The sequence below is a fragment of the Shinella sp. M31 genome (genome assembly GCF_049199205.1).
Lineage (GTDB): Bacteria > Pseudomonadota > Alphaproteobacteria > Rhizobiales > Rhizobiaceae > Shinella.
On the sequence record NZ_JBLZPH010000178.1, the window covers coordinates 1 to 19024 of the forward strand.

Here is a 19024-nt window from a genome sequence, read left to right on the forward strand (position 1 = left end):
GCCGCGGATGTCGCCGGTCGATCCGGCGATATTCTGTTCGTTACGGTCCTGCTGGGGTTCGGCTGCCCGGAGCGACGCCTGCGCCAGGGTCCTCGCCGGAGCGCTGTAGTCGGGCAGCGGCTCGCGCGGGATCGAGGGGTCGGCCTGATGGATATAGGGATATTGCGAGGGAGACACGTAGGGCAAAGTGCCGAGCGGCATGCGGAAGCCGATCGGCGAATCGCCGGGAATGAGAAAGATCTTACCCCGGCGGGTGCGCCATCTCTCGCTTACCCAGCGCCGCCCGCCAGCCTTGGCGTTCCAGGCCTGCACCGGCAGGATATAGCCGGTGGCGGTCGTAAGACCCCGCTCGAAGACCTTGGCGATGCGCGCCCGCTCTTCCGGGCTTTCGAGCTTGGAATTCGAGGGATCGACGTTTTCCGGCAGGCTGCCTTCCTTGATGATCCATTCCGCCGGGTCTTCGTATGCGGGGATGATCATGTCCGGCTCGATATCGAGTTCGGCGGCGATGCCGGCCAGAAGGGCCTCGGCCTGCTTTTCGGTGACCGCGGTGTCGGCAGCCTCCGTGGCGATCAGCTCGGGATTATGCCAGATCGGCTTGCCGTCCTTGCGCCAGTAGAGCGAGAAGGTCCAGCGCGGCAGGCTTTCGCCGGGATACCATTTGCCCTGGCCATAGTGCAGGAAGCCGCCGGGGGCGAAGCGCTCGCGCAGGCGCCGGATCAGTTGGTCGGCCTTCTCGCGCTTAGTCGGGCCGACGGCTTCGGTGTTCCATTCTCCCGATTCGAAATCGTCGATGGACACGAAGGTCGGCTCGCCGCCCATGGTGAGGCGCACGTCATTGGCCGCAAGCACGCCGTCGACCTCGCGGCCGAGCGCATTCAGCGCTTCCCAGCTTTCGTCGGAGAAGGGTTTCGTGATGCGCGGGTGCTCGGCGACACGGTCCACCGTCATGGCGAAGTCGAATTCGGTGTTCGCCTCGCCGAAGTAGCCGCCGCTGATCGGCGCGGCGTTGCGGTAATGCGGCGTGGCGGCTAGCGGAATATGGCTCTCGCCGGTCAAAAGGCCGGAAGTCGGGTCGAGGCCGATCCAGCCGGCGCCGGGCAGATAGACCTCGCACCATGCATGCAGGTCGGTGAAATCGACCTCGGTGCCGGAGGGTCCGTCGAGCGCCTTCAGATCCGGCGCGAGCTGGATGAGATAGCCGGAGACGAAGCGGGCGGCGAAGCCGAGGTTGCGCAGGATCTGTACCAGCAGCCAGCTGGAATCGCGGCAGGAGCCGAGCGCCGCTCTCAGCGTCTGCTCGGGCGTCTGCACGCCCGGCTCCATGCGGATGACGTAGCCGACCGTCTGCTGGAGGCGTGCATTGAGGCCAACGACCATGTCGATCGTGCGCTGGTGCGGCGTGCGGTCGATCGTCTTCATGAAGGCGTCGAGGGCGGGATCCATCGGTTCGGGCGTGCGATAGATCTTGAGGTCTTCGCGCAGGTCTTCCGGGTATTCGAAGGGCCAGTGTTCCGCCTCTTCCTCAACGAAAAAATCGAAGGGATTGTAGACGGTCATGTCGGCGACGAGGTCGACCTCGATCTTCAGTTCCGTCACCGGATCGGGAAAGACGAAGCGGGCGAGGTAGTTGCCGTAGGGGTCCTGCTGGAGGTTCACGAAGTGGTTTTCGGGCGAAACCTTCAGAGAATGGCTGAGGACCTTCGTCTTGGAATGCGCCGCCGGCTTGAGCCGGATGATCTGGGGTCCGAGGCGGACCGGTTTGTCGTAGATATAGTGGGTGAGGTGGTAGATACCGGCCTTGATGGACATGCGCTCTCTTGTTCCCCTCGGGCGGTCTTGAGCCGCCATCGAGGAGAGTTTGTGCAATGCGAAGAGAGATTGCAAGCGGGAATGGGGGCGGGGTGCCGGGGACCTTGGCACCCCGCTTGCTCGTGGATCAGCGGTGCATCGCGACCAGCGAGAAATGCGCGCCCTGCGGATCGGTGCAATTGAGGATCCACGCGCCGCCGGGAACCTCCATCGGCCCCATCAGGATACTGCCGCCGCCGTCCGTGACGCGCTTTCCGGCCGCATCCAGCCCTTCGACGACGAAATAGTAACCCCAGATCGGCGGGGCGGGCGAGCCGGGCGGATTGGTCATCATGCCGCCGATGGCATTGCCGCCACGCACCGCAAAGGTCTGGTAGGTGCCCATGCCGGCCTCCGACATGTCGACGGCCACGTCCTTCGTCCAGCCGAAGGTCTTCGAATAGAAGGCCCAGGCCTCGTCGAGATCTCCGGCCATCAGCTCGTGCCAGCCGACGCGCTGCGGTTCCATCATGCCCGGATCGGCCGGGCCCTCGTCCTCGGTGGAAAACAGCGAGAAGACGGCGCCGTGCGGATCGGCGGCAACGGCAAAGCGGCCGATGCCGGGGATGTCCTGCGGCGGACGGTGCACGCTGCCGCCGTTTGCCGTGATATCCTTCAGCGTGCTCTCGATGTCGTCGCTGAAAATATAGCCCATCCACATCGCCGGCGCCTTTCCGGCTTCGGCGGGCGGCGACATCAGGCCGGCGACCTGGTTTTCGCCGGCATAGGCGAGGGTGTAGTTCATGCCCTCCATGCCGGAATCGCGCATCGACCAGCCGACGACCGAGGCATAGAAACGTTCGGCGGCCGGCACGTCCGGCGTCATCAGCTCGTACCAGCAGAATTTGCCATAGTCCTTGTGCATGCGGGGTCTCCCGTGTGTGTCTTGGTTCAGTCGCAGCAGGAATGCGCCTTGGGCGCCTCCACATATTCGTCCTTGCGCTTGACGAAGCTCAACGTGCCGGTCTCGTTGCGACCTTTCGGCGCCCGGTCGAGGATCATCAACGTGCCGAGCGCTTCCTCGCCGCCGCGCGCATAGTCGGAATAGGTGTGATAGACAGTGCCGTCCTCGTCCTTGAAGAAGGCGCTGAGGCCGGGCAGCTCGTCATGTGCGTCTGCGGACGGCGTTTCGCGGTAATTGTACATTACCTTGCCGCTCGCCAGCTCCTCCTTTGTGAAGGAGACGTGATAGTCGAAATTGAAATCGCTGCCGAAGGACGACACCCAGGGGAAGGTCCAGCCCATGCGCTTCTTGTAAGCGGCAAGCTTTTCCAGCGGTGCGCGCGAGGCGGCGATCATCGTGACGTCGTGGTTGTTGAGATGCGGCAGCATGCCGTCGATATGATCGGCCATGAAGGAACAGCCGGGGCAGCCGGCCTCCCATTCGGGACCATACATGAAGTGATAGACGATGAGCTGGCTGCGGCCGTCGAACAGCTCGTCGAGCGTCTTGCGGCCCTCGGGCGTCTCGAAGGTGTAGGTCTTGTCGACTTTGACCCAGGGGAGGGTAAGGCGTTCGGCGCGCACCTTGTCGCGCAGCTTTGTTTCCTCCTTCTCCATGGCCAGCAGCGCCTTGCGGGCCGTCAGCCATTCCTCCCGGGATACGACCTCGTGGTTCGGTCTCATGCTCGGAACTCCTCTTTCTCGGGCTTTCGACGAATGCGTTGGTATCAACATTTTTGGCTCGTGTCAAAGCGCGCACGACAAAGCAGCGCATTTCGGCTGCGCTGCACAGAGGCATAGAGGCTTTGGAGAAAGGGGCGCGGCCCGCGCCGCGCCCGGTAAAAGCTTATTCCGGCAGGATGCGCACGGCGCCCTTGTCGGCGCTGGCGGCAAAAGCGGCATAGGCCTTCAGTGCGGTCGTGACATTGCGCTTGCGGGGGGCTGCCGGCTTCCAGCCGAGCTTGTCCTGCTCGGCGCGGCGGGCGGCGAGTTCGGCTTCCGGCACCGCGAGGTTGATCGTGCGGTTCGGGATATCGATCTCGATCAGGTCGCCGTCACGTACCAAGCCGATCGTGCCCCCTTGCGCCGCTTCCGGCGAGGCGTGGCCGATCGACAGGCCGGAGGTGCCGCCGGAGAAGCGACCGTCGGTGACGAGCGCGCAGGCCTTTCCGAGGCCCTTCGACTTCAGGTAGCTCGTCGGATAGAGCATTTCCTGCATGCCGGGGCCACCCTTCGGGCCTTCGTAGCGGATGACGACGACGTCGCCGGCCTTCACCTCGTTGCCAAGAATGCCCTTCACAGCCGCATCCTGGCTTTCGAAGACGACGGCGGGGCCTGCGAATTTCAGGATCGATTCATCGACGCCGGCCGTCTTCACGATGCAGCCGTCGAGCGCGATGTTGCCGGAAAGGACGGCGAGGCCGCCGTCCTTCGAGAACGGATGCTCGACGGAGCGGATGACGCCCTTTTCGCCGTCGGTGTCCAGTTCGTCCCAGCGGGCTTCCTGGCTGAAGGCGACTTGCGTCGGCACGCCGCCGGGCGCGGCGCGGAAGAAGGTGCGAACGGTTTCGCTGTTGGTGCGGGTGATGTCCCAGCGGTCGATGGCGTGGCCGAGCGTTTCGGCATGCACCGTCGGGGTGTCGCGATGCAGCAGGCCGCCGCGGTCGAGTTCGCCGAGAATGCGCATGATGCCGCCGGCGCGGTGCACGTCTTCCATATGCACGTCGGCTTTGGCGGGCGCGACCTTCGACAGGCAGGGCACGCGGCGCGACAGCTGGTCGATGTCATCGAGGTCGAAATCGATGCCGCCTTCATAGGCGGCCGCCAGGATATGCAGCACCGTGTTGGTCGAGCCGCCCATCGCGATGTCGAGCGACATGGCGTTTTCGAAAGCGCGCTTGTTTGCGACGTTGCGCGGCAGGATGCTCTCGTCTTCCTGCTCGTAGTAGCGGCGGGCGAGATCGACGATCAGGTGGCCGGCCTCGACGAAGAGGCGCTTGCGGTCGGCATGGGTGGCGAGCGTCGAGCCGTTGCCGGGCAGCGACAGGCCAAGGGCTTCGGTCAGACAGTTCATCGAGTTGGCCGTGAACATGCCGGAGCACGAGCCGCAGGTCGGGCAGGCGGAGCGCTCGATGACCTGGACGTCCTCGTCGGAGATTTTGTCGTCGGCGGCGGCGACCATCGCATCGACGAGGTCGAGCGCGTGGGTCTTGCCGTGCAGCACGACCTTGCCGGCTTCCATCGGGCCGCCGGAGACGAAGACGGCGGGGATGTTGAGGCGCATGGCGGCGTTCAGCATGCCGGGCGTGATCTTGTCGCAATTCGAGATGCAGACCATGGCGTCGGCGCAATGCGCATTGACCATGTACTCGACCGAGTCGGCGATGATTTCACGCGACGGCAGCGAATAGAGCATGCCGTCATGGCCCATGGCGATGCCGTCGTCGACGGCGATCGTGTTGAATTCCTTGGCGACGCCGCCGGCCTTTTCGATTTCGCGGGCGACGAGCTGGCCGAGGTCCTTCAGGTGCACGTGGCCGGGCACGAACTGGGTAAAGGAGTTCACCACCGCAATAATCGGCTTGCCGAAATCCGAATCCTTCATGCCGGTCGCGCGCCAGAGGCCGCGGGCACCGGCCATGTTGCGGCCGTGGGTGGTGGTTCGGGAGCGATATGCGGGCATGGTCAATTTCCTCGAGGTGGACGTGGCTGGCATATGGGCGTGTTCAAGCCGGATTGCGAGCCTTACGAGGGTTTCCCTAGCGCAAAACGCCCCGCACGTCACGAAAGGAATGATGATTTTTTGACGGTGCGACGCAATTTCCTTGCCGGCGGTAGCTGGTGTCGCGACCGTTGTCGGCATGGTGCATTCATGCCATGGTCCGCGCCATGAACGGTACGGGACAGGATTTGGCGGAGGCGGGCGCTGAGAGCGTGGAGGCGGGGCTCGACAAGAGCCCGCTCTATCTGCGCATTCGCGATGTGCTGGCGCAGGCGATTTCCGCCGGTCGCCTGCCGAAGGGCGCGCTGCTGCTGGAAGGTCCCGTCGCGACGCTCTTCGCCTCCACCCGCACGCCGGTGCGCCAGGCGCTCGCCCTCCTGGAGGAAGGCGGCATGGTCAGGCGCTTCGACGGGCGCGGTTTTCTGGTCGGGCAGGGGCGCAGCGCGCCGAAGCGCGTGGCGCTGACGCCCGACATGCTCGGGCTGAGCGAAGAAGCGCCGGGGCTGCGCAAAGCGCCGGGCTGGGAGGCGATCTATGAGAGCCTGGAGCGGGAGATGGTGCATCTCTCCGTCTTCGGCCGCCATCGCATCAACGAGGTTGAACTGGCGCGCGCCCGCGGCGTCGGACGGCAGGTGGCGCGCGATGCGCTGACGCGGCTCGAAGCGCTCGGCATTGTCGAGAAGGACGAGCGCATGCGCTGGACGCTGGTGCCGCTCGACGAGAGCCGCATGCGCGATCTGCACGATATCCGCGTCGCGCTGGAGCCTGTCGCGCTGATGCAGGCCGCTCCCTTCATTCCGCCCGCCGAGCGCCGCATGATGAGCGACCGGCTGGAAGAGGCGTTGGCCGCCTATCCCGATTTGTCGGTGGAGGCGATGGACGATCTCGAAACCGACCTGCACATCACCTGCCTCGGCTACTGCCCGAATCGGGAACTGCTGATTGCGCTGCGGCGTGCGCGTTTCATGCTGAATGTCAGCAAGCACATCATCGGCGTCTCGCACCGCATGCCCGCCGCAGAACCCTTCATCGCCGAGCATCTCGCCGTGTTCCGCGCGCTCGACGTCGAGGATATCGCGCGCGCGGCCGAGACGCTGCGCCATCACATCGTCGTCTCGCTGCCCAAGGTGATTAGCCGTGTCGCGGAGCTGCGTGAGGCGCATCGTCCCGCCATTCCGGCCTATGCGACCCCGGTCGCGCGCTGAGGAGTTTCCCATGAAGGTCAAACGCATCGTCGCCAATATCGAGACGGCGGATCCGGGCGCGGTCGCCCGCTTCTACGCGGATGTGCTCGGGCTGGATTTGCTGATGGACCACGGCTGGATCGCCACCTACGGCAACGACGGCACCATGCCGCTTCAAGTGAGCTTTGCCTCGGAGGGCGGATCCGGCACGCCGGTGCCGGGACTTTCGGTCGAGGTCGATGATGTCGAGGCGGCCTATCAGGCGGTCCTTGCCGGCAACTATGCTGTCGAATACGGTCCGGTGGACGAGCCTTGGGGCGTGCGGCGCTTCTTCGTGCGCGATCCCGCCGGCACGCTCGTCAATATCGTCATGCACACGAAGTAATCAGGTTATCGCGCCGACCTGCCAGGGCACGAATTCGTTGTCGCCGTAGTCGAAGGCTTCGCTCGCCGTCTTGCGGCCGGAGGCGATGTCGATGACGAAGTCGAAGATGCGGCGGCCGGCCTGTTCGATGGTCTCGGTGCCGTCAACGATCGTGCCGCAATTGATGTCCATGTCCTCCTTGATGTGCTCGTACATGGGCGTGTTGGTGGCGATCTTGATGCAGGGTGCCGGCTTGTAGCCGGAAACCGAGCCGCGGCCCGTGGTGAAGGCGACGAGGTTGCAGCCGCCGGCGATCTGGCCCGTTACCGCCGCAGGATCGTAGCCGGGCGTGTCCATGAAGACGAAGCCGGGCTCCGTCACCTCCTCGGCATATTCATAGACGGCGTTGAGCGGCATCGAGCCGCCCTTGGCCACCGCGCCGAGCGACTTTTCCAGGATGGTCGTGAGGCCGCCGGCCTTGTTGCCGAAGGATGGGTTGTTGTTGAGCTCGGCGTCGTTCTTCGCCGTGTAGTCCCGCCACCATTCGATACGGGCGAGCAGTTTTTCCGCCACCGCCGGCCGGGCGGCGCGGCGGGTGAGGAGATGTTCCGCGCCGTAGATTTCCGGTGTTTCGGAGAGCACCGTGGTGGCACCTTCCCGCACGAGCAGGTCGGAGGCAATGCCGAGCGCCGGATTGGCGGAAATGCCGGAATAGCCGTCCGAGCCGCCGCATTCCAGCGCCAGCTTGATGCCGGAGAGCGGCTGCGGCGTGCGGCGGATGCGGCCGACATCCGGGAGCATGTCGTCGATCATCGCGCAGGCCGCCTCGATCGTCTTGCGCGTGCCGCCCTGCTCCTGGATCATCATCTTGCGGAAGGTCTTCCCTTCCTCCAGCCCGGCTTCTTCGATCAGCGGGCCGTATTGGAAGGTTTCGCAGCCCAGCCCGATCATCAGGATGCCGCCGAAATTCGGATTGCGCGCATAGCCCTTGAACGTGCGCGTCAGGATGCGCCCGCCCTCGGATTTCAGGTTCAGCGCGCAGCCGCCGCCATAGGTCAGCGCCACGACCCCGTCGATATTCTCGTGGCCGGTCTCGCGGAATTTCCGGGCGTAGTGTTCGGCCACGTAACGCGAGACCGTGGCGGAACAGTTCACCGTCGAGAGGATGCCGATATAGTTGCGCGTGCCGATGCGGCCATTGCCGCGGTCGTAGCCGTCGAAAGTGCGCCGTTCGGCCTGCGGCACCATGACCGGCGGGGCGTTGTCGACGCAGAATTCGTGTTTGAGCGCAACCTCAAGGATGGCGAGATTCTGCAGGTGGACGTGCTCTCCGGGACGGATCGCCTTCGTCGCATAGCCGATGATCTGGCCGTATTTCAGCACGGGCGCGTTCTCGGCAATCGGCGCGATGGCGACCTTGTGGCCGCGTGGGATGCGCTCGGCGGCGGTAACACCATTGACCAGCGTCCGGCCGGCATCGACATTGGCCGGCACGACGCCGACATTGTCTTTCGGGTTGAGCACGAGCACGGCGGGCAGGTCGGCGAGCATGACGGTTTCTCCAAGTGGTGCGACGCATTATGCACTTTGCCGGCAAAAGTCAAAGTCAGGAATTTTCATCGACGTCGAACATCGGGCCTTGGTCTCCGCCATCGCTACATCCTATGACTATCCCGTAATTGTACGATGATTTGAAACATGGAGGTTGCTTGGCGGAGAAAGCAAGGAAGGCCCAGCGGCCGCTGTCGCGCCGTCCGCGTGTACGCCACAATGTGACGGCGGCGATCGGCAGGGACATTTGCAGCGGGCGGTTTCCGCCGGGAACGGCCCTGCCGCGCGAAAGCGACCTTTGCGAGACCTACGGCGTCAGCCGCACCGTCATCCGTGAATCTCTGAAGGTTCTGGAAACCAAGGGTCTCGTGCGCGGTCGTCCGCGGGTCGGCACGCTGGTCTGCGACCGCGCGGACTGGAACGTGCTCGATGCGCAGATCCTCGAATGGATGGGGCCGGACGTGCTTTCGGCCGAGCTTTTAGGCTCCATTCTGGAAGCGCGCCGCACGGTCGAGCCCGCCGCCGCCTTCCTCGCCGCTTCGCGCGCCACCGCGCAGGACATCGCCGATCTCGAACGCGCCTGCGACGATATGGGGGAGGCGGAGGGCGATCTCGAGACCTTCACCGCGGCGGATGCCCGTTTCCACGAGACCCTGCTCCGGGCAAGCCACAACAAGGTGTTTCACCAGCTCTCCTCCATCATCCATGCCGCGCTTTCCTATGCGCTGCATGCCTCCAACCGGGCGTCGGCGAAGCGCGACGAGGCGCTGGATGTGCACCGCGATCTCGTGGATGCGCTGCGGTTTCGCGACGGTGCGCGGGCCGAATCCTGCTCGCGCCACATTCTCGATCTCGCCGCGCGCGACCTGTCGGGGCTGATGGGCAAGGCGGACAAAACCTGATGCATTTCCTGCAGCACCGGCTGTTCGCGGTGAGGGCGGGCGAGCGCATCTGACGCTGAGCCGGTGGCGGGGGGCACGCGCTGGCCGTCGAAACCGCCGCGCATAATCTAAGATAATCTCCCGCCTTCGCATTCCGTGTCAGCCGCCCGGCAGTCCCTGCACGTGCTCCATCGTCTCATCGAGCGTGACCCAGCCGTGTTTCGTTTGCTCGAAGACCGAGAGGCTCGGCGATGCGAAAGCCGGGTCGGCGAAGGCGCCGACCGCTACGCCGATCAAGGACGGTGCGGCGTCGGCTCTCCAGAAGACGGTCGAACCGCAGGTCGGGCAGAAATGCATGTGGACGCTACGTCCGCTTTCGGCGGTGCGGACGAACTCCGTGCTTGGCCCTGAAATGTCGACGCAATCACTTGCATAGAAGGCATTGGCGCTGAACGGCGCGCCGGTTCGCCGCTGGCATGCAAGGCAATGGCAGAGTGCCGTTAATTGTGGCGACTCGCTGAATGTGAGCCTGAGCGCGCCGCAGGCGCATTGGGCACCAGTCATGGAAAGTCCTCCCGTTGATACGGTTCACGGTGATTCGATTGGGGCTGAAGGCGCAGGCCTGCTGTGCAGGCGCTGCGAGGGGCAGAGGCCCGAACGATTTCAGGCGCGCCGTATTTTCAGATATGGCAGGTGCGGCCGAAGTCCAGTCGGGGGCCGGTTCCGAGCAAGCCCAGACTTTTCACCCGCTATTGCGGTGGACGGAATCACCTGAGGCCCCTATCTCTTACGGGCACTATCCAAGGAGAGAGTCATGCGCCCCACTTCAGGTTTCATCATTGTCGCACTTGCTGTCCTGGCGCTCGCCGGCTGCAGCACCACGGCCGCCGACAACACGACCTATGCCCGTCCGGCAGCATCGGGCGGCGCAGTTTCCATCCCGCTGAACTGATCGGCGGCACCAAAAGACCTGAACGCTTCTAGGCTTTGCGGAGCGGCAGGCTGATGGCGGCCAGGTAGTGGCCGCCGTTCACCGGACCGGACGTGAACTGCCACCGTTTGCCAAAACGGGCTTGCAGCCGGTCGGTGACATTCCGGAGGCCTATGCCCATGCCGGCCGGTTTGCGGTCAACTTGGTCCGGCGGCAGGTCGTTTTCCACGCTCAACACCAGGCGATCCGCCTCCTGTCGCGCTTCCAGCACGATGGAAACCCGTCTCGTTGATGGCCCGACGCCGTGTTTGACGGCATTTTCGATCAAGGGCTGAAGAATGAGGTTCGGCACCAGCGCGGCTTCGAGTTCCGCCGGAAGGCGGATATCGAAAGCCATGCGCTCCCCGAAGCGTTCGCGCTCGATTTCGAGATAGTCGCGTTGCAGCGCGATTTCTTGCGCGAGCGGCACGTCATGCAGCGGATTGAGCGACAGGGTCGTCTGCAGGAAACGCGACAAAGACAGCACCATGCGGTCCGCCCGCCCGGCCGAGCCCTCCTCGATGAGACCGGCGATGGAATTCAGCGTATTGAAGAGAAAATGCGGATTGAGTTCGTATCGCAGCGCCCGCATTTCCGCGTCCAGCCTGCGGCGTTGCGCATTGAGCAGCGAAAGTGCCGCCACGTAGAAACCGAAGACGATGACGTTCCAGATCATGCTGAAACGGAACTGCAGGAGGGCTTTCTCCCACGTATTGGCAATCGCAAAACCGGGAACGCTGTTACCGCCGGGCAGGACATGCGGGCCGGCCAGCATGATGACGGCGATATCGAGCACGGCCTGGCCCATGCCGGCAAGGACGACGGCGAGGATGCCCAATCCGATGGCAATCCCTTTCGGCTGGTTTTGAAGGTGCTGGAGTATTCTTGCCAGAACGAGGGCGAGCAGGATGCTGCTTAGCCAGCCCGGAGCAATGAGCGGCAGGCCGCCCGGCAGCATCAGAACGTCGTTGATCGATAGCGCCGTCCACAAGGTGATGGCCAACACAAGCGCCTCGCGCCCACTCAGCATGCCTGCCATGAAAACTCCCGAGCCGCCGTTCCGGCCGCCGATCAACGCCGTGCTTTGCTATGCATTGGAAGCGGGGAGAGGAAAATGGCCTTGCGACCCTTGTGCACGAAAAACCCGACTTGCGATCGCAAGCCGGGTTTCGATCGAGTGCGGATGACGCTTAGTGCGAGTCGGCCATCCGGGCCGCTTCGACTGCGGAGGACTGGCTGAACCCGATGCCGTTGAAGAAGGCGTTGAGGATGACGGCGACGATGGAGGCGAGCACGATGCCCGATTCGATGATCGGGTGGATCGCATGCGGCATCCACATCAGGTAGTTCGGTGCCAGCAGCGGAATGAGACCGAAGCCGACCGAAACGGCAACCACGAAGAGGTTGTTGCGCGAGGACTTGAAGTCGACATTGGCCAGGATGCGCACACCCGTTGCCGCGACCATGCCGAACATCACCAGGCCCGCACCGCCGAGCACGAAGGTCGGCACGGCCTCGACGAGGGCGCCCATCTTCGGGATGAGGCCGAGGATGATCATGATCACGCCGGCCGCCACGCAGACATAGCGGCTCTTCACGCCGGTGACGCCGACAAGGCCGACATTCTGCGAGAAGCTCGTATAGGGGAAGGTGTTGAACAGGCCGCCGATCATCGTGCCGATGCCATCGACGCGCAGGCCCGAGGTCAGCTGCTGCTGGCCGATCGGCCGATCGGTGATTTCACCAAGCGCCAGGAACATGCCGGTCGATTCGATCATCACGACGATCATGACGAGCGCCATGGTGGCGATCAGCACGGGCTCGAAGATCGGCATGCCGAAGCGCAGCGGCGTGACGACGGCAAACCAGCCGGCATCGCCGACGCGGTCGAAATGCATCAGGCCGAAAATCGTGGCGGCGATGCAGCCGATGACGACGCCGGCAAGCACCGCGATATTGCTGATCAGGCCCTTGCCGAAACGGGCAATGAGCAGGATGGAGATCAGCACCAGGGCCGAAAGCGCGATATGGCTCGGCTCGGCATAAACAGGGTTGGAAATGCTCGGCGCGATGGCAAGGCCATCGGGAACGGCCGGACCGCCGGTCTTGGCGAGTTCCTTCATCTGCGTCAGCCAGGCGGCATGCGCCGGGTCGATCAGCTTGGGCGCCGTCGGGCCGAAGGGATTGCCGAAGGTCCAGTTGATGCCGACGCGCATCAGCGACACGCCGATGACGAGGATGATGGTGCCCGTCACGACGGGCGGGAAGAAGCGCAGCAGGCGGCCCATGAGGGGTGCGAGCAGCAAGGCGATGAAGCCCGCACCGATGATGGCGCCGAAGATCATGCGGGCCCCGTCCGGGCCGGGATTGAGCGTCGCCATGGAAACCATGGGGCCGACGGACGCGAAGGTGACGCCCATCATGACCGGCAGGCGAATGCCGACATGGCGGCCGACGCCGAGCGACTGGATGATCGTGACGAGACCGCAGACGAAGAGGTCGGCGGAAATCAGGAACGCCACGTCCTGTGGGCTGAGCTGCAATGCGCGGCCGACGATCAGCGGCACGGCGACCGCGCCGCCATACATGACAAGGACATGTTGGATGCCCAGCGTTGCGAGCCTGCCGACAGGCAGTTTCTCGTCCACCGGGTGTATGCTGGATGCGTCGCTCATGGATACTCCTCCTATCACGTCGACCCTACCTGTCCCGTCCTCCAACGGGTGCTCTATCCTTTTCGCGCTGCGGTCGTGCGCGGCAAGCATAGCCAGGCGATAAACACTTTACGCATTCCTGGGGTAATCGTGCGCCGGGGAGTTTTCGCATTCAAGCGGGTCTGAACGGAATTTCAATGCCTTTTCATGGAATTGGCATTCGATTTCGAGGCAGCAAGCGGCGTGTCCCTGCGGTCATTTGAGCGCAAAACACCTGATGCCGTCAACTGTTTCCCGCACGGCATATGTGTATTTCCGCGCCGCGTCCCGTTGCGCTGCAAAATAGCCGACGGGAGCGATGGAACAAGCTTCACCGCCGCTCCGGAGATCGTGGAAGCACGCGGGTCAGATCGGCCGGCTTAGATAGCGTGATCCCTTGACGGCGAAGCGCCACGGGCGTTCGGCAGCCTTGCTGATGCCGATGCGGGTCCCGGTCGCCGAAACAGGCATTTCGAATGGTGGTTCCAGGGAAAAAGGATCGGCGAGAACCGACAACCCATTTATTTCCCTGGTGATGCCGAGCGCCTTGCACAGATTGCCCGGCCCGGCGCAAAGCTTGCGCGCCTCACCGATCGCCCGCCGCGCCATCATCGTCTCCAACCCGTGCGTCGGTTCCAGCGCGCGGATGAGCACGGCGCTGCCGCGTTCGCACACGATATTGAAGCACCAGTGCAGGCCATAGGAGCGATAGACATAGGCGCGGCCCGGCTCACCGAACATCGCCGCGTTTCCGGCCGTCTGCCCCCGAAAACTGTGCGATGCCTCGTCGTCCTGCCGGTAGGCCTCGGTTTCCACGATGAGCCCGCCGATGCCATTCACCAGCAGACGGGCTCCGAGAAGATCGGCAGCGACGGCAACGACGTCGCGTGCGAAGAAACGTTCATCCATCCTGCCGGTCCGTCACGTCATCCCGCATCGCCAGTGCATTTTCGATGGCGGCGCCAGAGGCTGTGTTGTCGAAGACGCACCAGCTCTCCGCGCTAAGATGTTTTGCGAAAGTGCCGATTTCGGCGTCGCTGTAGCTGGAGTAATAAATTTTGGGCGTGCCGTGCAACCGGACATAGCGGGGCGGCTCGCGGAAATCGGATAACGGCCAGACGGGCGCCGGATCGGCCAGAACACGATCGATGGCGTATTCCCGCAGAAGCGTATGTGCCGCCGGGGACGCCCAGCTCTTGTGGCGCGGCTCGATCACCAGTGGGCCCGAGAAGATGCGGCGCATGGTCGAGAAGGCCTTCTCTATGTCGTCGGCGTCGAATCTGAGGCTTGGTGGCAATTGGCACAGCAAGGGACCCAGCTTGTCACCCAGCATCGACACCTCGTCCACGAAGATGTCGAAGAGCGGGCCGATGTTTCGCAGGCGCGCCTCATGCGTGATTTCGCGCGAAATCTTCACGGCGAAACGGAAATGCGCCGGCACCGCACGCGCCCAGCGCTCGAACGTCTTCTTCTGGTGATGGCGGTAGAAGGTCGAATTGATCTCCACGCCGTTGAAGACGGCGGCATAGCGCTCGAGACCGCTGCCCGTCTCGGGGAAGCGGTTGGCGACCGTCTTCGGGATCGACCATGCTGCCGTCGCGATGAAAGGGCCCGCCTGGCGCATCATGCGATCTCCAGGTCGGCACAGAGCGGCAGGTGGTCGGATGCCCGGCGGGCAAGCGGCGTGTTGTGGACGAAGGTCCGGCTTGCGGTAATTCCTGCACCGATGAAGATATGGTCGATGCGCAGCAAAGGCAGGCGGGAGGGAAAGGTCGCGGCGGGCCGCCCGCCGGCATCGATCTGCGCATCCTTGAGGCGGCGCAACAGCATGCGATAGGACGGCGAGCGCGAGATCGCGTTGAGATCGCCGGCGAGGATGACGCGCGCATTGTCAGGCATCGGCGCTGCAAGCCATCCCGGCCCGATCAGAGTCTCGGTCTGGCGCACACGCTCGGCGCCCATCAGGCCGAGATGGGTGACGAAGATTTGCAGCTTTACGTGGTCGACGGGTACCTCTACCCAGAGTGCACCCCGCGGCTCGCCGCGTGATGGAAGCCCGTCGGCCTTGACGAGCCGGGTCGGCAGCGCCGTCAACAGCGCATCGCCATAACGCTCCTCCTCAAGATGCAGCGCGGGGTGGAAGTGCGAGACCATGCTGAGATGGTTGGCGATCATCTGCGCCTGATCGATGCCGCCACTGCGCGCCCGTGCGACGTCCACCTCCTGCAAAGCGACGATATCGGCCTCGCATTCGGCGATGACCGCGGCGATGCGCCCGGGATCGAGCTTCCGGTCCGTGCCGAAGCAACTGTGCACATTGTAGGTCATGATCCTCAGCCGTCTGCCCATGCCTTCCTCTCGTTGTTTCCAACGTTTCGGGAACACAAAAGCCCCGTTTTCGTTCCGCCCCGATAAGTCAGGCCCGACATTTCAGGCCCGATAAGTCAGGCCCGATAAGTCAGGAAGGACCCGCCGCATGAAACGAGCCCATATTCTCCACGCGCTGATCGCTCTTGCGGTGCTCGTTGCGGGATGGCTGATCTACCGGACGCTGGCGCAATATTCCTGGGATGATATCCGCAGCTCCGTCGCCGCGATCCCTAAGGGGAATTTCGCCCTGGCGCTCGCCTTCGCGGCCTGCTCCTATATCTGCCTCACCGTCTTCGACTATCTGGCGCTGCGCTATGTCGGCAAGCCGCTCACCTATCCGCGCGCCGCGCTCGCCTCCTTCACCAGCCTCGCCATCGGCCACAATGTCGGCGTCGCGGCACTCAGCAGCGGCGCGGTGCGTTACCGCTTCTATTCCCGCTGGGGCCTCGATGCGGAGGAGATCGGCAAGCTGATCGTCTTTTGCGGCGTGACCGTCGGGCTGGGGCTGATCACGCTGGCCGGGCTTTGCCTCATCCTGCTTCCCGGCACCGCGGGAAAGGTCGCCGGTCTAGGAACCGCCGCCTCCGCCGCTCTCGGCGTGGCCTGCCTGGCGATCGGCGCCGTCTATCTGGTGCTCTCCGTATTCCTGCGTGGCGAACTGAAGGTCCGCAGTTGGCGGTTCACGCTGCCGCCGCTGCGCCTTGCGGTCTTGCAGATTCTGGTCGGTACGGTCAATTTCGCCTTCGTCGCCGCCTGCCTGCATCAGCTTTTGAACGGCGAGGTCGGCTACATGGAAACGACCGCCGCCTACGTGGTGGGCAATCTCACCGCGCTGGTCAGCCATGTGCCCGGTGGGCTCGGCGTGCTGGAAGCGACGATCGGCTTCCTGCTCGGCGGTTCGGCCTCCATAGGCGCGCTGATCGCCTTCCGCGTCGTCTATTTCTTCATTCCGCTGCCGCTTGGCGTGGTTTCGCTGCTTGCCAGTGAGGCTTTGCTGGGACCGAACGCCGACGCCGGATTGCACAAGGGCGCAAGCTGACGGTTCAGAAATGTCCGCGTTGCGGCCACCCAGGCCGAGATCGGCCACCAGGGGGCGACGGGGTCGACGATTCCGGTTCCCGTAACCGCAGTAACCGCGCCCTTGCCCGCCGCATCCCGGAAGGGCCGAAGCCCGCGCTGACGCGTGTTGAACGCGTCGATTGTCCGGCCCAACGCCCCTTCCGCACGAACCGCAGCCGCAAAGCTTGCCGGATCCGTGTCGAGATGTTCAGCAAGCAGCCGGTCCCGCAGGGCAAGAATGCGGTGGCGCTCGGCATCGGTACGCGCCTCGACGGCGATGTCGAGCTCAGTATCCAATCCCTCGCTCCGCTGGTTGAGATTGGAGGAGCCGATGCGCAGGAACGTGTCGTCGACGACCACCAGCTTGGAGTGGATGACGATCTCCTGTTCTGATCCGTCAGGCTTCGGCACGACAGGATAGAAGGCGCGCATGCGGCCGTGCTTGTCGCACTGGCTTAGGCGACGGATGAAGCGATCGCGGTTCGCGCCGAGCACCAGGCGCTCGATCGTGCCGTGCGAGCTCAGCGTCGAGATCAGGACGACCTCCGGCCCATCCGGTTCGGAAAGCCGCTCGCACAGCACGTCGCAGATCCGGCTCGAGGCGAAATATTGGCTCTCGATATAGATGTGGCGTCGCGCCGCCTTGAGCGCCGCGACGGTGAGGTCCATCGCCTCCGTCACGGCGGAGCGGCCACGGATCGCCGGTTCCGTGCGCGCGAAGGCGACCTCCACATTCGTCATCATGTCCGCGCCGTCCAGCCGGATGTGCGCCGGAGGCGCGATGGCCGGAATGGTCTCGTCCGTTGCGAAAAGCCAGCGGCGGCGGGCGATATCCCCCGCAAGCCGCGCCGCCTCGCCCTCAAGCGCCACCTGCATATCATGCACCGGTTCGTAAGGTGTGCCGGAAGGAAGTTTGCGTCTGGGATCGTCGACAAGGTGCTCGCTCGTATCCCAACGCTTGGCGGTGAGATCAATGCCGCCGACAAAGGCAACCGTGTCATCGACGACAACCAGCTTCTGGTGATGCGAGCCGCGGATCGGATGGCGGCTATCGAAGGCGAGCACGATGCGCGGATGAGAGGACCAGCGCCGCTTGCGGAACATCTTCAGCGACTTGCCGGAATAGATCGGCCCCATGGCCCAGACGAGCACGCGGATCGTCAACTCCGGCCGTTCCTCCACGAGCCTCAGCAGGAAGGCGCCGAGCGTCGGGGACTGCGGCACTCCGGGTTGCATCGGAATATCGGGATTGAAGTCCCAGCCGACGATCCAGACCTCTCGTCGCGCCTGTTTCAGAACATCTTCCAGCACTTTGAAATAGGCCTGTCCATCGACGAGCACGTCGAGGCGGTCGGCGGTTGCCATGCGCCAGACATTTTCGCCGGGCCGGATGATCGGGATGCTTGTATCGATATCGGGAACGAGCAACGGAGCCTCTTCGTGTCGCACTGTCTGTCGCCTTGTCTGATTTGTCTTTGCTGCGCGGAAATTCACGGCGCACGCTTTGGTTCCGTGTCTCACGCCGGCATCGGAACATTTGGCGCTGGCCCGCATTGCCTCCGCTTTAAAGCGGGAGAACGAGCGTGGCGCCGAGAGCGAACTGGAAAGGCTTTCTGAAGGTGGGTGAACTGGTATGTCCTGTCGCGCTTTATACCGCTGCCTCGACCAGTGAACGCATCGCCTTCCACATGCTCAACCGCAAGACCGGTCACCGCCTGCACCGGGAGTTCGTCGATAGCGAGACGGGTAAAGTGGTGGAGCGGGAGGACCAGGTGAAAGGGTACGAGGCGGGTGAGAACGACTATATAGCACTTGATCCCGAGGAAATCGCCGCCGCGGTTCCCGAGAGCGACAAGACACTGGAAATTGACGCCTTCATCGCCTGCGACGACATCGACCACCTCTATTTCGACAAGCCCTATTATCTCGTGCCTTCTGACCGGCATGGCGCGGAGGCCTTCGCACTGATCCGCGAAGGCATGAAGGCGACGAAGGTGGCGGCACTGGCCGAGACGGTGCTCTTCCGCCGGGTGCGCAGCCTGCTCATCCGCCCTGAAGGTGACGGACTGATCGCAACCACCCTCAATTATGACTACGAGGTGCGTTCGGCCGAGGAGACCTTTTCGGAAATACCCGCGCTCAAGCTCAAGGGCGAGATGCTGGAGCTTGCCGAACATATCATCAAGACGAAGAGCGGCCGCTTCGACCCGAAGACCTTTGACGATCGTTACGATGCCGCGCTGGCCGAAGTGGTGAAGGCGAAGATCGAAGGGCGCAAGATCAAGCCCGTCAAGCCGAAGGCCGAGGGCAAGGTCATTGATCTCATGGAGGCCCTGCGCCAGAGCGCCGGCACGAATGAAAAGCCCGCCAAGCGCGAGGCGAAGAAAACCGCGGCGGCAAACAAAACGGCGGTGAAACGCCGCAAGGCAGGGTGATG

General features: G+C 63.9%; 18 protein-coding genes. 6 read left to right on the top strand and 12 right to left on the bottom strand.

Going from position 1 to position 19024, the window contains the following annotated elements; all coding sequences use genetic code 11:
- The 4 genes from ACOZKU_RS27405 to ilvD form a co-directional block, all read right to left on the bottom strand.
- On the bottom strand, positions 1–1812 hold a 1812-nt coding region (locus tag ACOZKU_RS27405; RefSeq protein ID WP_421581558.1), incomplete at its 3' end, for a transglutaminase family protein.
- Between the two features lie 127 nt (positions 1813–1939).
- Complete coding sequence (locus ACOZKU_RS27410; protein ID WP_421581559.1) at positions 1940–2716, bottom strand: VOC family protein; 777 nt, start codon at positions 2714–2716, stop codon at positions 1940–1942.
- A 26-nt stretch (positions 2717–2742) separates the two neighbouring features.
- Complete coding sequence (locus ACOZKU_RS27415) at positions 2743–3477, bottom strand: DUF899 domain-containing protein (protein WP_421581560.1); 735 nt, start codon at positions 3475–3477, stop codon at positions 2743–2745.
- 163 nt (positions 3478–3640) lie between these two features.
- Positions 3641–5476: a dihydroxy-acid dehydratase gene (ilvD, locus tag ACOZKU_RS27420; RefSeq protein ID WP_421581561.1), complete on the bottom strand. Its 1836-nt coding sequence runs from the start codon at positions 5474–5476 to the stop codon at positions 3641–3643.
- Positions 5477–5682: 206 nt separating this feature from the next.
- On the opposite strand from ilvD, the gene ACOZKU_RS27425 reads away from it, so the two are divergent.
- Together ACOZKU_RS27425 and ACOZKU_RS27430 are read left to right on the top strand one after the other, a co-directional pair.
- The gene (locus ACOZKU_RS27425) at positions 5683–6720 is read left to right on the top strand and encodes a GntR family transcriptional regulator (RefSeq protein ID WP_421581562.1); all 1038 of its coding nucleotides are present in this window, start codon (positions 5683–5685) and stop codon (positions 6718–6720) included.
- Between the two features lie 10 nt (positions 6721–6730).
- On the top strand, positions 6731–7084 hold the full coding sequence (locus tag ACOZKU_RS27430; RefSeq protein ID WP_421581563.1) for a VOC family protein: 354 nt from the start codon (positions 6731–6733) through the stop codon (positions 7082–7084).
- On the opposite strand, the gene ACOZKU_RS27435 is transcribed toward ACOZKU_RS27430, so the two are convergent.
- A complete protein-coding gene (locus tag ACOZKU_RS27435; protein WP_421581564.1) occupies positions 7085–8614 on the bottom strand; it encodes a UxaA family hydrolase in 1530 nt (509 codons plus the stop codon).
- Positions 8615–8772: 158 nt separating this feature from the next.
- Between ACOZKU_RS27435 and ACOZKU_RS27440 the strand changes: the two genes are divergently transcribed.
- Complete coding sequence (locus ACOZKU_RS27440) at positions 8773–9516, top strand: FadR/GntR family transcriptional regulator (protein ID WP_421581565.1); 744 nt, start codon at positions 8773–8775, stop codon at positions 9514–9516.
- A gap of 138 nt (positions 9517–9654) precedes the next feature.
- Here the strand turns inward: ACOZKU_RS27440 and ACOZKU_RS27445 are convergent, their stop codons facing one another.
- On the bottom strand, positions 9655–10059 hold the full coding sequence (locus tag ACOZKU_RS27445; protein ID WP_421581566.1) for a GFA family protein: 405 nt from the start codon (positions 10057–10059) through the stop codon (positions 9655–9657).
- 250 nt (positions 10060–10309) lie between these two features.
- On the opposite strand from ACOZKU_RS27445, the gene ACOZKU_RS27450 reads away from it, so the two are divergent.
- The gene (locus ACOZKU_RS27450; RefSeq protein ID WP_421581567.1) at positions 10310–10447 is read left to right on the top strand and encodes a hypothetical protein; all 138 of its coding nucleotides are present in this window, start codon (positions 10310–10312) and stop codon (positions 10445–10447) included.
- 28 nt (positions 10448–10475) lie between these two features.
- Here ACOZKU_RS27450 and ACOZKU_RS27455 read toward each other — a convergent pair whose 3' ends face one another.
- The 5 genes from ACOZKU_RS27455 to ACOZKU_RS27475 all read right to left on the bottom strand — a co-directional run bounded on the left by ACOZKU_RS27455 (position 10476) and on the right by ACOZKU_RS27475 (position 15507).
- Positions 10476–11504, bottom strand: coding sequence for a sensor histidine kinase (locus tag ACOZKU_RS27455; protein ID WP_421581568.1), 1029 nt, complete (start codon positions 11502–11504; stop codon positions 10476–10478).
- 151 nt (positions 11505–11655) lie between these two features.
- Positions 11656–13140, bottom strand: a complete 1485-nt coding sequence (locus tag ACOZKU_RS27460; RefSeq protein WP_117370571.1) for a nucleobase:cation symporter-2 family protein — start codon at positions 13138–13140, stop codon at positions 11656–11658.
- A gap of 384 nt (positions 13141–13524) precedes the next feature.
- Positions 13525–14067, bottom strand: coding sequence for a DNA-3-methyladenine glycosylase (locus tag ACOZKU_RS27465; protein ID WP_421581569.1), 543 nt, complete (start codon positions 14065–14067; stop codon positions 13525–13527).
- Entirely contained in the window at positions 14060–14785 is a 726-nt protein-coding gene (locus ACOZKU_RS27470; protein ID WP_421581570.1) for a DUF72 domain-containing protein, read from the bottom strand. The genes ACOZKU_RS27465 and ACOZKU_RS27470 overlap by 8 nt, the downstream gene beginning before the upstream one ends.
- Positions 14782–15507, bottom strand: a complete 726-nt coding sequence (locus ACOZKU_RS27475) for an endonuclease/exonuclease/phosphatase family protein (protein ID WP_421581571.1) — start codon at positions 15505–15507, stop codon at positions 14782–14784. Before ACOZKU_RS27475 ends, ACOZKU_RS27470 begins: the two co-directional genes overlap by 4 nt.
- 127 nt (positions 15508–15634) lie before the next feature.
- Here ACOZKU_RS27475 and ACOZKU_RS27480 point away from each other — a divergent pair, with 127 nt between their 5' ends.
- Positions 15635–16567, top strand: coding sequence for a lysylphosphatidylglycerol synthase domain-containing protein (locus ACOZKU_RS27480; RefSeq protein ID WP_421581572.1), 933 nt, complete (start codon positions 15635–15637; stop codon positions 16565–16567).
- Here the strand turns inward: ACOZKU_RS27480 and ACOZKU_RS27485 are convergent.
- Positions 16465–18036 (bottom strand): phospholipase D-like domain-containing protein, encoded by a 1572-nt coding sequence (locus ACOZKU_RS27485; RefSeq protein ID WP_421581573.1) that lies wholly within the window; start codon positions 18034–18036, stop codon positions 16465–16467. The two genes, ACOZKU_RS27480 and ACOZKU_RS27485, sit on opposite strands and share 103 nt — an antisense overlap.
- 134 nt (positions 18037–18170) lie before the next feature.
- Here ACOZKU_RS27485 and ACOZKU_RS27490 point away from each other — a divergent pair, with 134 nt between their 5' ends.
- Positions 18171–19022 carry a Ku protein gene (locus tag ACOZKU_RS27490; protein ID WP_421581574.1) on the top strand — a complete coding sequence of 284 codons (852 nt, stop codon included), beginning with the start codon at positions 18171–18173 and terminating at the stop codon, positions 19020–19022.
- The last annotated feature ends 2 nt before the right edge of the window (positions 19023–19024 follow it).

Coding starts and splice junctions, on each gene's coding strand:
- ACOZKU_RS27410 (WP_421581559.1), bottom strand. CDS start 2,716: ATGCACAAGGACTATGGCAAATTCTGCTGGTACGAGCTGATGACGCCG.
- ACOZKU_RS27415 (WP_421581560.1), bottom strand. CDS start 3,477: ATGAGACCGAACCACGAGGTCGTATCCCGGGAGGAATGGCTGACGGCC.
- ilvD (WP_421581561.1), bottom strand. CDS start 5,476: ATGCCCGCATATCGCTCCCGAACCACCACCCACGGCCGCAACATGGCC.
- ACOZKU_RS27425 (WP_421581562.1), top strand. CDS start 5,683: ATGAACGGTACGGGACAGGATTTGGCGGAGGCGGGCGCTGAGAGCGTG.
- ACOZKU_RS27430 (WP_421581563.1), top strand. CDS start 6,731: ATGAAGGTCAAACGCATCGTCGCCAATATCGAGACGGCGGATCCGGGC.
- ACOZKU_RS27435 (WP_421581564.1), bottom strand. CDS start 8,614: ATGCTCGCCGACCTGCCCGCCGTGCTCGTGCTCAACCCGAAAGACAAT.
- ACOZKU_RS27445 (WP_421581566.1), bottom strand. CDS start 10,059: ATGACTGGTGCCCAATGCGCCTGCGGCGCGCTCAGGCTCACATTCAGC.
- ACOZKU_RS27450 (WP_421581567.1), top strand. CDS start 10,310: ATGCGCCCCACTTCAGGTTTCATCATTGTCGCACTTGCTGTCCTGGCG.
- ACOZKU_RS27455 (WP_421581568.1), bottom strand. CDS start 11,504: ATGGCAGGCATGCTGAGTGGGCGCGAGGCGCTTGTGTTGGCCATCACC.
- ACOZKU_RS27460 (WP_117370571.1), bottom strand. CDS start 13,140: ATGAGCGACGCATCCAGCATACACCCGGTGGACGAGAAACTGCCTGTC.
- ACOZKU_RS27465 (WP_421581569.1), bottom strand. CDS start 14,067: ATGGATGAACGTTTCTTCGCACGCGACGTCGTTGCCGTCGCTGCCGAT.
- ACOZKU_RS27470 (WP_421581570.1), bottom strand. CDS start 14,785: ATGATGCGCCAGGCGGGCCCTTTCATCGCGACGGCAGCATGGTCGATC.
- ACOZKU_RS27475 (WP_421581571.1), bottom strand. CDS start 15,507: ATGGGCAGACGGCTGAGGATCATGACCTACAATGTGCACAGTTGCTTC.
- ACOZKU_RS27480 (WP_421581572.1), top strand. CDS start 15,635: ATGAAACGAGCCCATATTCTCCACGCGCTGATCGCTCTTGCGGTGCTC.